Genomic DNA, 14148 nt, shown 5'->3' with positions numbered 1-14148 from the left:
GAGGGTTCGTTCCGGGAGGGCAGGGGCATGCGCGTCCTGCGTCGTCGCCCATGATACTGACCTGCCCCGCCTGCGCCACCAGCTATTTCGTTCCCGATGACGCCTTTGGCCCGCGCGGCCGGACCGTGCGCTGCCAGTCCTGTGCCCACAGCTGGCACGCCACGGCCGAGGAGCCGCTGGAATTGAAGGCCGAGGCCGTTCCGACGACACCGGCCGCCGTCGCAGCCGAGCCCGCCACCGCGTCCGCCCCTGAAAGCCTGGCCGAGACCCCGGCCCCCGAACTGCCCAAGGCCTATCGTGCCCGGGCCGAGACCGCCCGGCGTACCCGGCGCGCGGCCCTGCATGGCGCCGCCTGGGCTGGTGTCGCCAGCATCTTCCTCGGCCTGCTGGCCGGGGCGTGGCTGTTCCGGGTCGAGGTGGTGGACATGCTGCCGCGCACCGCGGTCGCCTATGCCGCCGTCGGCATGCCTGTGAATGTCACCGGCCTCGAGTTCGAGGCCGTCGGCGCCCGCGCCCTGCCCGAAACGCCCGACAAGGTCGTGGTCTCGGGCGCGCTCCGCAATATCCGCGACCGCGAGATCGTGGCCCCGCCCGTGCGTGTCGCCCTGCTGGACGACCACGGCGCCGAGATCGCCCATGCCATCGTCCACCCCGATGCCGCGCCGGTTCTGCCGGGCAAGGTCTCGGGCTTTGCCATCGTCCTGTCCGACCCGGGGGGGCGTGCCACCGGCGTCGGGGTCGACTTCGTGCTCGACGCCCCGCCGCAGATCCCGGTCGAGCGCCCGGCCCGCAAGGCGCCGGCTGCGCACCCGCCGGCCGAGGAGCATGACACTCACGCCCCGGCCGAGGATCACGCCGCGATCGAACCTGCCGCCATGAGCCATGACGCGGTGCCGGCCGAGCCTCCCGGCCTGCGCCCCGTCCGGGCCTTGTCGTCCGACACACCGGCGGAACTGGCGCCCGCCGCCGCCGTACCGCTCGACAGCCCGGCCCATTAGGCGCTATCGGCCCGTCATGGCCGATCCTGTCACCGACCGCCCCGCCCCGTCCGTCCTGCTTGACCAGGCCGGAGTGGCCGCCGTGGTCGAGGACCTGGCCGCCCGCATCGCCCCGCATGTCGATGACGAGACCGTCGCCGTGGTGCTGTTGACCGGCGGCCTGTGGTTCGCGGCCGACCTGACCCGGGCGCTGGCCCGTCAGGGACGTCATCTGCGCTTCGATGCCCTGTGGCTGGCCTCCTATGGCGACGGCACGGAGAGCAAGGGCCGGATCGAGGTCCGGGCGCCCCTGCAACGGTCGGTCGAGGGCCGCAAGGTGCTGATCCTCGACGATGTCTTCGACACCGGCCTGTCGCTGGCCGAGTCGGTCCGGCTGGTACGCGATGCCGGTGCCGCCGAGGTGCTGACCAGTGTGTTTGCGCGCAAGCCCTGGCCCCTGCCGCGCGCGCCCGAGCCCGACTTTGTCGGCTGGGACGCCCCGAACCGCTTCCTCGTCGGCTACGGTCTGGACCACGGCGGGGCCTGGCGCGGCCTGCCGGACATCTGCGCGCTGGACTGAGCCGTCAGTCGGCCAGCCAGGGCGCCCGGGATTCGCGTCCCAGCAGGGTGTCATAGTCGGGGCGAGGCCGGACGACGGCGAAGCGGTCGCCGCTCACCAGCACCTCGGGCACCAGCGGCCGGCTGTTGTATTCGCTGGCCATCGACGCGCCATAGGCCCCCGCGCCCTTGAACACGACCAGATCCCCGGCCAACAGCTCCGGCAGGGTGCGCGCGCGGGCGAAGGTGTCCCCGGTCTCGCACACGGGTCCCACGACGTCATAGGGCCCTTTGACCCCGGCCGCGTCGCGGACCGGCACCAGCGGGTGGAAGGCGTCGTAGAGGGCCGGGCGCATCAGGTCATTCATCGCCGCGTCCAGTACCAGGAAGCGTCGCCCGTCGGGCCGGACATTCACATGGATGACGCGCGCCAGCAGCACGCCGGCATTGGCGACCAGCAGGCGCCCGGGCTCGAACAGGGTGTCGACGTCCAGCCCCGCCATGGCCTCACCGACCATGGCCGCATAGGTGGCCGGATCGGGTGGGGTCAGGCCCGGCTCATAGGGCACGCCCAGACCGCCGCCGAGGTCTAGAACCCGCACCGTATGACCATCGGCCCGCAGGCGGCGGGTCATGTCGGCCAGCACGGCAAAGGCGTCCCTGAGCGGGCCGAGGTCCAGGATCTGGCTGCCGATATGGCAGGCCAGCCCCACCGGACGCACATGGCCGGCGCGTGCGGCACGGGCATAGAGGTCCAGCGCTTCCTCGACCGGCACGCCGAACTTGTCGCCCCCGCCGCCGGTGGTGATCTTGGCATGGCCGCCCGCACCGACGCCCGGGTTCACGCGAATGGCGATGTCGGGACGAATGCCGGTGGCTTCGGCCACACGCTCGAGGCGGTCCAGCTCGGGGCCGGACTCGACATTGATCTGGCGCACGCCGGTCTGGAGGGCAAAGGTCAGCTCCGCATCGGTCTTGCCGACGCCCGAGAAGATGATGCGGTCCGCCGGGATGCCGGCCGCCAGCGCCCGGCGGATTTCCCCTTCGGACACAGTATCGGCCCCGGCGCCCAGCCGGCCGAGGGTGGCGAGCACGGACAGATTGCTGTTGGCCTTTACCGCAAAGGCGATCAGCGCCCGCCCGGCCAGCGGCGCCTGGGCGTCAAGCGCCTCCGCCAGCACCCGGTAGTGCCGCGTCAGGGTGGCGGTCGAATAGACATAGGCCGGCGTGCCGACGGTGTCGGCAATGTCGGCCAGCGGCACGCCCTCGGCATGGAGGGCGCCGTCGATGTGCTGGAAATGGTCCACGTCGTCTCGGGGAGGAGGGGGCGACCTTCCGGTCGTCAGGAAAGCGGGCTGCCGCCGCCCGAATAGGGATTGCTGGGGCCGCCGTCGATCGGCTGCTGGGTCGAGGACCGGTTGACCGTCGCCGGTTCCTCCAGATCGGGGGCCTGGGCACTGCGCATGCTGCGCTCGGTCCGGCGCTCGGGCGGAGCCTCCAGGTCGGCCATGCGGCCACAGGCGGCCACGCCCGCCAGCATCAGTCCGGAAAGGCCCACGGCGGCAATGCGTTTCGAAAGGGTCATGACAGGCGTGTCTTCCATTCGGCGATGCGCGCGCGGACCTGTTCCGGCGCCGTGCCGCCAAAGCTCTGACGACTGTCACAGGAAGCCTCAGGCGACAGCACCTTGTAAACCTCGGAGGTGATTCCGGGCTCGATTGCCGTCAGTTCGTCGAGCGGCAGTTGCGCCAGGTCCACGCCCAGCGCCTCGGCCCGTTTGACCGCCGCGCCCGTCACATGGTGCGCCCGCCGGAAGGGCAGATCCAGTTCCCGCACCAGCCAGTCGGCCAGATCCGTGGCGGTCGAGAAGCCCGAGCCCGCCGCCGCCCGCATCCGCCCGGTGTCCGGCTGCAGGGCCGCGACCATGGCGGTCATGGCCGTCAGCGCCAGATCCAGGGCGTCAAAGGCCTCGAACACCGGCGGCTTGTCCTCCTGCATGTCCTTGGAATAGGCGAGCGGCAGTCCCTTCATGACCGTCGACAGGGCGACCAGCGAGCCCATGATCCGGCCCGTCTTGGCGCGCACCAGTTCGGCGGCGTCCGGGTTGCGCTTCTGCGGCATGATCGACGAGCCGGTGGTCAGATGATCCGGCAGGGTGACGAAGCCGAACTGGGGCGTCATCCAGATGACGATCTCTTCCGCCAGCCGCGACAGGTGCCCGGCCGTGATGCTGGCGGCGGCCAGGCTCTCCAGCGCAAAGTCCCGGTCCGACACCGCATCCAGCGAATTGGCCATCGGCCGCTCGAAGCCCAGCGCCGAGGCCGTCATCCGGCGATCAATGGGGAAGGGGGAACCCGCCAGCGCCGCCGCCCCCAGCGGGCATTCGTTCATCCGGTCGCGCGCGTCGGAAAACCGCCCGGCGTCGCGGCCGAACATCTCGACATAGGCCATCAGATGGTGGCCGAAGGTCACCGGCTGGGCCGGCTGCAGATGGGTGAAGCCGGGCATCAGGTGCGACGCATGGGCCTCGGCCTTGCCCAGCAGGGCGCCTTGCAGCGCCTGCAGCTGCGCAACCGTGCGGTCGCAGGCGTCGCGCACCCACAGGCGGAAGTCGGTCGCCACCTGGTCGTTACGGCTGCGCGCGGTGTGCAGCCGTCCCGAGGGCTCGCCGATCAGCTCGGCCAGCCGTGCCTCGACATTCATGTGAATGTCCTCATGCGCTTCACGGAAGGGGAAGCGCCCGTCGCGGATCTCGGCCTCGATGGTGTCCAGTCCGCCCAGAATGGCCTCGGCGTCCTCGGCCCGCAGAATCCCGGTCGCGGCCAGCATGCGACAATGGGCGCGCGACCCCGCCAGATCCTGCGGCCACAGGCGCTGGTCCACGCCGATCGACACATTGATGGCCTGCATCACTGCATCAGGCTTGGCGGAAAAGCGTCCACCCCATAGGGTCTTGTCCGAAGTCGCTCCGCCATCGGATGCAGGAGCGTCAGGAGGTGTGGGCCGGGACATGGCGTTGGGCTCGGATATCAAGGGTTCGGTAAAGACGGCTCTGGCCATCGGCGCGGCGGTTCTGGTCGCCCTGATCGCCGGTGGCGTGCTGCTATATCCGCATATCATGCCCGGGTCCAAAGGCGATGCCGCGGCCAACGGCACTGAAGCCCCTCAAAGTGCCCTGTCGGCCTATGCGAAGGGTTCGCTCACCCGGCTGTCAGCGCCGGTCGATCTGGTGCCGGCACCCGATCAGGCGTTCGTGGACCGCGACGGCAAGGCGGTTACCTTCGCCGACTTCCGCGGCAAGGTCGTGGTGGTGAACCTGTGGGCCATGTGGTGCGCGCCCTGTCGCACCGAAATGCCGACGCTGGCGACGCTCGCCGCAGCCTATGAAGGCACGGACCTGCTGGTCCTGCCGGTGAATGTGGACTCAGAGGACGGCGCCATCGCCGATGCAAAGAGCTTCATCGACGTGCACGAGCCGCTGCCCTTCTACTCCGAGAAGACCTTCCGCCTGCCGTTCCTGTTTCCGGAGTCGGGCAAGATGCCCCAGACGATCCTGCTGGACCGTCAGGGGCGTATCCGTGCGACCTTTGCCGGAGAGGCCGACTGGGCCAGCGCCGAGGCGCGGGCTCTGGTCGACGCCCTCCTGGCGGAGTCCTGAGGCCTATTCGACGCGTTCGCCGGTCGCCGGATTGACCGCACCCTCGCGGCCCTGGGCGGCAGCCTCGGCCTGATTCTCCTCGAGTTCTTCGGACAGATTGCCCGCACCTTCCTCGACGGCATTGGCCGCGGCCATGGCACCGGACTCGATCACCTCGCCCGCTTCCGCGGCGGCGTCACCGATCGCCTCGCCGGCCTGTTCAGCATTGGCCTCGGTCTGTTCCTGCTCGGCCTCGGTACAGGCGGCCATGCCCAGGGCGAGCGCCGAGGTGGCGGCAACGATCGTCAGCGTGCGTTTGATCATGGTCAGGTCCCTTCCTGCTGAATGATGCGCTGGAAACGCCACCCCTACGGCAGGGGTTGCAAAGGACGCAAATCGGAGCCCTGGTCGTTCGTCCGCAGCATCTGCGAAACCGATTGGAGGGCCTTGGCATCCAGGCCGTCCGAGCGTTCGCCGGCAGTGATACCGGCCGCCACGACATCGATTATGGCAATGGCGTCCTGGGTACTGGAGGGACGGCCCTTGAGGATGGTCCGCTCGATGTCATCGAGTTCATCAAGACTGTCCTCGCTAAGGCTGGCTCTGAGTTCGGCCCAGCGGCGGGCGGCGATTTGGATCCTGGATTTCATAGGGCTCGAAAGCTCCGATCAGGGCCACGATCATCAGCTGTCCCCAAAGGACCCGTCGAAAGGCCACACCAGACCAGAGCATCAGGTCGGGCTGTAGCCAGGCGACGGCGTAGCTGGCCGTGGCGGCAAGTTGAATGCCGGCGGCGACGAGCAACCACCAGCGATCGAAACGAAGGGACAGGAAGACCAGGCCGGCCGAGAAGGCCACCGATACCAGGGCGAGGGCCCAGCGCCCGTTGGCATACTCCAGATGCTGGAGCGGCAGGGGCGCCAGTGTGGTGATCGCGATCGCAACCGCCGCCCAGCGTTCTGCCAGACGTCCACGTGCTGCCAGCGCCACCACGGCGGCGAGGGTCAGGGCGAGGATGGTGAATAGGGCGACGATCGGGGCCATGGTCGGCCATCCTAGGCCGCCTGAGCGTCCTGGGTAGTCTCAGCCTGCGGTTTGAATTCGAGCGGCCCCTCTGCCGTCCAGCGGATGCTGTGTTCGTCGGCCGTCCGCTTCAGGAGGTCATGGGCGGCGACCAGTTCCGCGCGGGTGGTGACGGCCGAGCTGATAGACCGGGTGATGGCCTCAAGGGCGTCCTGGCCGACGCCGGCCGCCAGATTGTTCTTGAGGCGACCGTCGATCATCGACTGACCCAGCTGCATTATGGCCATCAGGGTCTGGTCGATGCTGTGCTCACTGGTCCGCAGATCGAGGGCGATGCGGGTTCCCGACCGGTCCGGACGGGTAGGCAGAGTTTTGATTTGGGCGTTCATGACGCGCTCCCGGCAAGTTGACCTTGCTGTCAGCGTGCCGTCGCGGGCGCTGTGGTCTGAAGGGAAGACATTCCCCCCGCCAGAATGGCCGAGAAACCAAGCGCCAGGACGGCGGACAGGATCATGAAGACCAGGATCAGAGCGAGGCGCAGGATGGCCCCTCGCGGTGGAGGGCGATACCCGGCCCGCCAGGTCCCGGAGGCCACGCTCCCGTCACTGTCAGCCCGGTCAAGGGGCGGGAGTTCGGCCGCCGCGTCACTAGGCAGTGATTGCCCCGGGTAAAGTTCACCCAGGAGGCGGGCGGCCTGCAAACGATCGCTCACACCCAGCTTCCGGTAGGCCGAAGCGAGAGTGTTGGCCACAGTCTTGGGCGAGATGCCCAGCTTTGCAGCGATTTCCTTGTCTCGCAGGCGTTGGCCGGCCAGCTGCACACACTCAAATTCTCGCGCTGTCAGCCCGACCATAGACCCTCCGTAATTCACCATACCGGCGATGACGAAACCCGCCAGCCCCTGAATTCATGGATGTTCACAGAGGCCGTCGCGTCGGGCTACTCTAATCCCGGATGTACGCCTGAAAACCGGGACCGCACGATGGCTTCACGACAGACCCGCTCGGCCGACGACATCGATACTCTCGTCGGTCAGCGACTGATGGCCTTTCGGGAGGGCGCCGGGTTGACACGCGCTGAGGTGGCCAAGGCTGTCGGCGTGACTTTCCAGCAGATCAGAAATACGAGAAGGGCACGAATCGCGTGGCGGCCTCGCGCCTCTATCGTTTTGCCAGGCTCTTTGGATGCTCCATCGAGGCCTTCTTTCCCGTCCAGCACGAGGGGGCGCCGGCCGGGATGTCCACTCTCAACGAGATGGGGCAATCCAGGGCCGGGCGGAGGGTGGCCGAGTTGTTTGCGGGGCTGAGTGACCCGAAGCGCGCGGCGCTGCTGGCGGTCGCGGAGGCGCTGGCGGCACCCACCGGGGATGAGTCCCCGGGCGCCGCTACGACCTGAACCGGACACCATCCACGGCCTGCGGACCCAAGCTGTCAAGAAACGAAGAGAAGGTGGTGGCTGGAGGCGGACTTGAACCGCCGACCTGTGGGTTATGAATCCACCGCTCTAACCAGCTGAGCTATCCAGCCCCGGGTCACCGGGTCGCAGGAGCCGGATCGGGGGCCCGCGCGAGACGCGTCGCTATATAGGGCCGCGCACGGCGATTCAAGCGTCCCGTCTTCAGGCTGCTGCGTTTCCGGAACGGCACGCCGTCGAGAAGCGTATAGGAGGGGCGCTCTCCTTCAGCCTGCCGGGATTCTCCATGCCCTTTTTCGCCGCCCGCCCCCTGTCCCGCCGCACGCCCCGGGGGCGGCTGGTCCTTGCCGCCTCTCTCGCGACCCTGCTGGCCGCCTGCAATATGACGGGCAGCGCCGGTGCGGCCCAGTCCGAGCCCGGCGACCCGGTCGAGACCCGGCCCCCCAATGCGCCCAACCAGACCCCGGCCTTCGAAGGCCAGACGCGCGCGCCCGGCGTGACGACCGAAGCCACCCTCAGCCACACGGTGGTGGCCGAGGGGCTCAGCCACCCCTGGGGGCTGGCCCTGCTGCCCGACGGCAACTGGCTGGTGACCGAACGGCCGGGCCGACTGCGCATCATCACGGCCGACGGACAGGTGGGCGAGCCGATCGCCGGCCTTCCGGAGGTGGATGCCCGCGGACAGGGGGGCCTGCTGGACGTCATCCTCGGTCCGGACTTTTCCTCGGATCGCCGTATCTACTGGAGCTATGCCGAGCCGCGCGAGGGCGGCAATGCCACATCGGTCGCGCGGGGCGTGCTGTCGGACGACGGCACCCGGGTGGACGATGTCGAGGTGATCTTCCGCGCCTTGCCCACCTATGACGGCGACAAGCATTTCGGCTCATCCCTCGCCTTTGCCCCCGACGGCACCCTGTTTATCACCCTTGGCGAGCGCTCTGACACGCAGATGCGTCCGCAGGCCCAGGACCTGGGCTCGCACATGGGCAAGACCATCCGGATCAACGCCGACGGCTCGGTGCCCGACGACAACCCCTTCGTCGGCCGGGAGGGCGCCCTGCCGGAGATCTGGTCGCTCGGCCACCGCAATGTGCAGGGGATCGCCGTCGCGCCCGACGGCCAGGTCTGGACCGTCGAGCACGGCACCCGCGGCGGGGACGAGATCAATCTGGACCGGGCGGGCCTCAACTATGGCTGGCCCGAGGTCGCCTACGGCATCGAATACCGGGGCGGCGAGATCAATGAGGGCATCACCCAAAAGGAAGGCACCGAGCAGCCGGTCTACTACTGGGATCCGGTGATCGCGCCCGGCGGCATGACCTTCTATGACGGGGCCATGTTCCCGGGCTGGCAGGGCAATCTGCTGGTGGCCGGTCTGAAGGAGCGCCACATCGCCCGGCTGGTGATCGAGGGTGACCGCGTCGTCGGCGAGGAGCGCCTGCTGACGGGCCTCGGCGACCGCATCCGCGACGTGGCCGTGGGCCCGGACGGCGCGGTCTGGGCTATCACCGACGAGGATAATGGCAAGCTGGTGCGGCTGTTCACGCCCTAGGGCTTGAGGCCGGTCGCCCGCTTTCATACTTGACGTTGACGTAAACGTAGGGTTTCTGACCCCCACGTTTCGATTCCGAACTTGCCCTCACCCTGCGAGGCGCCAACAGACGCTTTGGGGGCCGAGCGGCAGGGCCAGCAAAAGAGGACCGCCCATGACCGAGGCCTATATCTTTGATGCCGTCCGCACCCCGCGCGGCAAGGGGAAGAAGGACGGCTCCCTTCACGAGATCACCGCCCTCAGCCTGGCGACCCAGGTGCTGGAAGCCCTGCGCGACCGGAACGGCCTTGATACCTCCAAGGTCGATGACGTCATCCTCGGCTGCGTCTCGCCAGTGGGTGAACAGGGCGCCGATATCGCCCGCACCGCCGTGATGAACGCCGGCTGGGCCGAGACCACGGCGGGCGTGCAGGTCAACCGCTTCTGTGCCTCGGGGCTGGAAGCCGTCAATATCGCGGCCGCCAAGGTCAAGTCGGGCGAGGCCGAGTTCGCCGTCGGTGGCGGCATCGAGGCCATGAGCCGCGTGCCCATGGGCTCGGACGGCGGCGCCTGGCCGGTCGACCCGACCAGCGCCTTCAAGACCTATTTCGTGCCCCAGGGCGTCTCGGCTGACATGATCGCCTCCAAGTGGGGCTTCTCGCGCGCCGACGTCGATGCCTATTCGGTCGAAAGCCACAAACGCGCCGCCCAATCCTGGGCCGAGGGCCGGTTCTCGAAGTCGATCGTGCCGGTCAAGGACCAGTTGGGCCTCACCATCCTCGATCACGATGAGACCATCCGTCCCAACACCGACATGCAGACGCTGGGCGGCCTCAACCCGTCCTTCGCCATGATGGGTGAGATGGCGTTCGACGCCGTGATCAACCAGCGCTACCCCGAGGTCGCCCGCGTCAATCACGTGCACACGCCGGGCAACTCCTCGGGCATCGTCGACGGTTCGGCCGGTGTGCTGATCGGCACGCTCGCCGCCGGTCGCGCCCTGGGCCTTGAGCCGCGCGCGCGCATCAAGGGCGCCGCCTCGATCGGGTCCGAGCCCTCCATCATGCTGACCGGCCCCGAGTTCGTGACCAACAAGCTGCTGGGCAAGCTGGGCATGGAGCCGACCGATATCGACCTCTACGAACTCAACGAGGCCTTTGCCGCCGTCGTGCTGCGCTACATGCAGGCGCTCAACATCCCGCACGACAAGATCAACGTCTGCGGCGGCGCCATCGCCATGGGCCACCCGCTGGGCGCCACCGGGGCCATGATCCTCGGCACCGTGCTGGACGAGCTGGAACGCTCGGACAAGACCACGGCGCTGGCCACCCTCTGCATCGGCGGCGGCATGGGCACCGCCACCGTCATCGAACGCGTCTGATCCGGGAGAAATTGACCATGGAAAACTTCAAGATCGACGTCGACTCCGACGGCATCGCCCTGATCACCTTCGACGTCCCCGGGCGTTCGATGAACACCCTGACCGGCAAGGTCATGCAGGAAATCCCCGAATGGGTCGAACGGGTGAAGACCGATGACGCCATCAAGGGCGCGGTCCTGACCTCCGGCAAGAGCTCGGGCTTCTGCGCCGGCGCCGACCTCGGCGACATGGCTGCCGGCATGCTGGGTGGATCCGACCTGCAGGCGGCCTTTGACGCCGGCTGGCGTCTCAATGGCGCCCTGCGCGCGCTGGAAACCTGCGGCAAGCCGGTGGCGGCGGCCATCAACGGCCTGGCGCTGGGCGGCGGTCTGGAACTGACCCTGGCCTGCCACTACCGCGTGGTCGGCGACAATCCGAAGATCCAGCTGGGCCTGCCCGAGATCAAGGTCGGTCTGTTCCCCGGCGGCGGCGGCACCCAGCGCCTGACGCGCCTGATCGGCGTGCAGGCCGCCATGATGGCGATGACCGAGGGCAAGTCCTTCCGTCCGAATGACGCCAGGGGCGCCGGCATCGTACATGAGGTCGTCACGGCCGGCGCCGAGGTCGAGGCCGCCAGGGCCTGGGTCAAGGGCGGCGGCAAGGCGACCCAGCCATGGGACGACAAGGGCTTCAAACTGCCCGGCGGCGGCCCCTATCACCCGGCCGGCATCCAGAACTTCCTGGTCGGCAATGCCATGCTGCGCAAGCAGACCTACGGCAACTATCCCGCGGCCATGAACCTGATGAAGGCGGTCTATGAGGGCGTGCAGCTGCCCATGGACGCCGCCCTGCGCGTCGAGACCCGCTATTTCATCAAGACCCTGATGACGCCCCAGGCCCAGGGCATGATCCGCAGCCTGTTCCTGTCGAAGCAGGAGCTGGACAAGGGCGCGCTGCGTCCCGCCGATGTGCCCAAGTCCGACCCGAAGAAGGTCACGGTGCTGGGCGCTGGCATGATGGGCGCGGGCATCGCCTATGTGAACGCCATGGCCGGCATCGAGACCATCCTGATCGACCGCGATCAGGAAAGCGCCGACAAGGGCAAGGCCCATGTCGAGGAGCTTCTGAAGAAGCGCCTGTCGCGCGGCCAGCTGACCCAGGACAAGTATGACGCCCTGCTGGCCTCGGTTACCGCCACGACCGACTATGACCTGATCAAGGGCTCGGACCTGGTCATCGAGGCCGTGTTCGAGAACCGCGAGATCAAGGCGGACGTGACCAAGCGCGCCGAGGCCCAGCTGGAGCCGGGTGCCATCTTCGGCTCCAACACCTCGACCCTGCCGATCACCGGCCTGGCCGAGGCGTCGGTGCGCCCCGAAGACTTCATCGGCATCCACTTCTTCTCGCCGGTCGACAAGATGATGCTGGTCGAGATCATCCTCGGCGAGAAGACCGGCAAGGCGGCCATCGCCAAATCGCTCGACTATGTGATGAAGATCAGGAAGACCCCGATCGTCGTCAACGACGGTCGCGGCTTCTACACCTCGCGCTGCTTCGGCACCTATGTGGCCGAGGGCATGGCCATGCTGGAAGAGGGCATCTCACCCGTGCTGATCGACAACATCGGCCGCTCGACCGGCATGCCGCGCGGGCCGCTGGAGATGCACGACGACGTCGCGCTCGACCTGTCGGTCAAGATCGCCAAACAGACCGCCGAGGACCTGGGCGCCGCCTATCAGCCGCTGCCGGGCTCCGAAATCGTCCGCAAGATGGTCGAGGATCTGGGCCGCTACGGCCGCAAGAACGGCAAGGGCTTCTATGACTATGACCAGAAGCCCAAGGTCATCTGGTCGGGTCTGGCCGACCTGGCGCCGGTCAAGGTCGACGAACTGTCCATGGCCGATGTCGAGGACCAGCGTCGCCGCCTGCTGTTCCGGCAGGCCGTTGAGGTGGCCCGCTGCTGGGAAGAGGGCGTGATCGACGACCCGCGCGAGGCCGATGTCGGCGCCATCCTGGCCTGGGGCTTCGCGCCCTGGACCGGCGGTCCGATCACCTACATCGACCAGTACGGGCTGAAGGCTTTCGTGGAGCAGGCCGACGCCTATGCCGCGAAGTACGGCGACCGGTTCAGCCCGCCGCAGCTGCTGCGCGACATGGCGTCGAAGGGTGAGACCTTCTACGGCAAGTTCGCCCCACAAAAGGCCGCCGCCTGATCCCCTGAAGCGCGGGGGTGCCCCACCGGTGCCCCCGCTGCCTCCGGCATGAGCCAACCCCCTGTTCTTTGCGGGACAGGCGGGCTATGCGGGCGACCGTAAATCTCCGGACAGCGAAAAGGGGCACCTCATGCGCGTGGCGATGATCGGAACCGGCTATGTGGGCCTGGTCTCGGGGGCCTGCTTTGCGGACTTCGGCCATGTGGTGACCTGCGTCGACAAGGACGCCTCCAAGATCGAGCGGCTGGAGCAGGGCATCATGCCCATCTATGAGCCCGGTCTCGATACCCTGGTCGCCAAGAATGTCGAGGAAGGCCGCCTGTTCTTCGCCGTCGACGGAGCCAAGGCCATCCGCGAGGCGGACGCGGTCTTCATCGCCGTGGGCACGCCCTCGCGCCGCGGCGACGGCCACGCGGACCTGTCCTACGTCTATTCGGCGGCCGAGGAGATCGCCGACCTGATCGACGGCTTTACCGTGGTCGTCACCAAGTCGACCGTGCCGGTCGGCACCGGCGACGAGATTGAGCGCATCATCCGCGAACGTCGTCCCGACGCCGAGTTCGCCGTTGTCTCCAATCCCGAGTTCCTGCGCGAAGGCGCCGCCATCGGCGACTTCAAACGCCCCGACCGCGTCGTCGTCGGCACCGAGAACGAGCAGGCCCGCGCGGTGATGAGCGAGCTCTATCGCCCGCTGAACCTCAATGAATCGCCGCTGCTGTTCGTGGGGCGCCGCACGTCCGAGCTGATCAAATACGCCGCCAACGCCTTCCTCGCGATGAAGATCACCTTCATCAACGAGATGGCAGACCTGTGCGAGGCGGTGGGCGCCGATGTGCAGCAGGTCGCCCGCGGCATCGGCCTGGACAACCGCATCGGATCCAAATTCCTGCACGCCGGCCCGGGCTATGGCGGCTCGTGCTTTCCCAAGGACACCCTGGCGCTCGTCCGCACGGCCGTTGACGCCGGCAGCCCGGTGCGGCTGGTCGAGACGACAGTCGAGGTCAATGACGCGCGCAAGAAGGCCATGGCCGGTCGCGTCGAGAAGGCGCTGGACGGCGACCTGTCGGGCAAGACGGTCACGATCCTCGGCCTGACGTTCAAGCCCAACACCGATGACATGCGCGACTCGCCCGCGCTCGATCTGGTGCCGGCGCTGATTGCGGCGGGCGCCACGGTGCGGGCCTTCGACCCCGAGGGCATGCATGAGGCCAGGGCCCTGCTGAAGGGTGTCGATTTCCGCGAGGGCCCCTATGACGCGGTCGAGGGCGCCGATGTGGTGGTCATCGTCACGGAATGGGACCCGTTCCGCGCGCTGGATCTGGATCGTCTGAAGTCGCTGGTGAAGCAGCCGGTCATCGTCGACCTGCGCAACATCTATCGTCCGGAAGACATGCGGGCCCGGGGCTTCCGCTACACCTCGATCGGCCGCGCCTGAT

The 14148-nt window shown here is 68.1% G+C and carries 15 protein-coding genes and 1 tRNA gene; 8 read left to right on the top strand and 8 right to left on the bottom strand.

Translation table 11 applies throughout. The annotated features are described in order from the left end of the window. Nucleotides 1-50: 50 nt before the first annotated feature. Nucleotides 51-998, top strand: a complete 948-nt coding sequence (locus J7346_RS01795; RefSeq protein WP_209117138.1) for a DUF3426 domain-containing protein — start codon at nt 51-53, stop codon at nt 996-998. Nucleotides 999-1014: 16 nt separating this feature from the next. After that, on the top strand, nt 1015-1557 hold the full coding sequence (locus J7346_RS01790) for a phosphoribosyltransferase family protein (protein WP_209117136.1): 543 nt from the start codon (nt 1015-1017) through the stop codon (nt 1555-1557). A gap of 4 nt (nt 1558-1561) precedes the next feature. Here J7346_RS01790 and lysA read toward each other — a convergent pair whose 3' ends face one another. The 3 genes from lysA to argH are packed head-to-tail and all read right to left on the bottom strand — an operon-like array spanning nt 1562 to nt 4547. After that, on the bottom strand, nt 1562-2842 hold the full coding sequence (gene lysA, locus J7346_RS01785; protein ID WP_209117134.1) for a diaminopimelate decarboxylase: 1281 nt from the start codon (nt 2840-2842) through the stop codon (nt 1562-1564). Between the two features lie 35 nt (nt 2843-2877). Beyond that, nucleotides 2878-3120 carry a hypothetical protein gene (locus tag J7346_RS01780; protein WP_209117132.1) on the bottom strand — a complete coding sequence of 81 codons (243 nt, stop codon included), beginning with the start codon at nt 3118-3120 and terminating at the stop codon, nt 2878-2880. Beyond that, nucleotides 3117-4547, bottom strand: a complete 1431-nt coding sequence (gene argH, locus J7346_RS01775; RefSeq protein ID WP_209117130.1) for an argininosuccinate lyase — start codon at nt 4545-4547, stop codon at nt 3117-3119. Before argH ends, J7346_RS01780 begins: the two co-directional genes overlap by 4 nt. Between argH and J7346_RS01770 the strand changes: the two genes are divergently transcribed. Further along, nucleotides 4546-5193 (top strand): TlpA disulfide reductase family protein, encoded by a 648-nt coding sequence (locus tag J7346_RS01770; protein ID WP_209117128.1) that lies wholly within the window; start codon nt 4546-4548, stop codon nt 5191-5193. The two genes, argH and J7346_RS01770, sit on opposite strands and share 2 nt — an antisense overlap. Nucleotides 5194-5196: 3 nt before the next feature. Here J7346_RS01770 and J7346_RS01765 read toward each other — a convergent pair whose 3' ends face one another. Genes J7346_RS01765 through J7346_RS01750 form a run of 4 tightly spaced genes read right to left on the bottom strand, consistent with a single transcriptional unit; the run spans nt 5197 to nt 6584 of the window. Then, nucleotides 5197-5496: a hypothetical protein gene (locus tag J7346_RS01765; protein ID WP_209117126.1), complete on the bottom strand. Its 300-nt coding sequence runs from the start codon at nt 5494-5496 to the stop codon at nt 5197-5199. 44 nt (nt 5497-5540) lie between these two features. Continuing rightward, on the bottom strand, nt 5541-5822 hold the full coding sequence (locus J7346_RS01760; RefSeq protein ID WP_209117124.1) for a hypothetical protein: 282 nt from the start codon (nt 5820-5822) through the stop codon (nt 5541-5543). Next, nucleotides 5764-6216, bottom strand: coding sequence for a hypothetical protein (locus tag J7346_RS01755; protein WP_209117123.1), 453 nt, complete (start codon nt 6214-6216; stop codon nt 5764-5766). The genes J7346_RS01760 and J7346_RS01755 overlap by 59 nt, the downstream gene beginning before the upstream one ends. An 11-nt stretch (nt 6217-6227) precedes the next feature. Continuing rightward, nucleotides 6228-6584 (bottom strand): hypothetical protein, encoded by a 357-nt coding sequence (locus tag J7346_RS01750; RefSeq protein WP_209117121.1) that lies wholly within the window; start codon nt 6582-6584, stop codon nt 6228-6230. 847 nt (nt 6585-7431) lie between these two features. Between J7346_RS01750 and J7346_RS01740 the strand changes: the two genes are divergently transcribed. Beyond that, complete coding sequence (locus tag J7346_RS01740; protein ID WP_209117117.1) at nt 7432-7590, top strand: hypothetical protein; 159 nt, start codon at nt 7432-7434, stop codon at nt 7588-7590. A 54-nt stretch (nt 7591-7644) separates the two neighbouring features. Here J7346_RS01740 and J7346_RS01735 read toward each other — a convergent pair. Next, nucleotides 7645-7721 (bottom strand) — tRNA-Met (locus J7346_RS01735). 173 nt (nt 7722-7894) lie between these two features. Here J7346_RS01735 and J7346_RS01730 point away from each other — a divergent pair. The 4 genes from J7346_RS01730 to J7346_RS01715 all read left to right on the top strand — a co-directional run bounded on the left by J7346_RS01730 (nt 7895) and on the right by J7346_RS01715 (nt 14147). After that, entirely contained in the window at nt 7895-9160 is a 1266-nt protein-coding gene (locus J7346_RS01730) for a PQQ-dependent sugar dehydrogenase (RefSeq protein WP_209117115.1), read from the top strand. A 154-nt stretch (nt 9161-9314) separates the two neighbouring features. Continuing rightward, nucleotides 9315-10520 (top strand): acetyl-CoA C-acetyltransferase, encoded by a 1206-nt coding sequence (locus J7346_RS01725; protein ID WP_209117113.1) that lies wholly within the window; start codon nt 9315-9317, stop codon nt 10518-10520. Nucleotides 10521-10537: 17 nt separating this feature from the next. Beyond that, nucleotides 10538-12712 carry a 3-hydroxyacyl-CoA dehydrogenase NAD-binding domain-containing protein gene (locus J7346_RS01720; RefSeq protein ID WP_209117111.1) on the top strand — a complete coding sequence of 725 codons (2175 nt, stop codon included), beginning with the start codon at nt 10538-10540 and terminating at the stop codon, nt 12710-12712. 130 nt (nt 12713-12842) lie between these two features. Continuing rightward, complete coding sequence (locus J7346_RS01715) at nt 12843-14147, top strand: UDP-glucose/GDP-mannose dehydrogenase family protein (protein ID WP_209117109.1); 1305 nt, start codon at nt 12843-12845, stop codon at nt 14145-14147. Nucleotide 14148: the final 1 nt, after the last annotated feature.

Source organism: Brevundimonas sp. A19_0 (assembly GCF_017744255.1).
GTDB lineage: Bacteria > Pseudomonadota > Alphaproteobacteria > Caulobacterales > Caulobacteraceae > Brevundimonas.
This window is presented reverse-complemented; position numbering and strand designations above follow the sequence as displayed.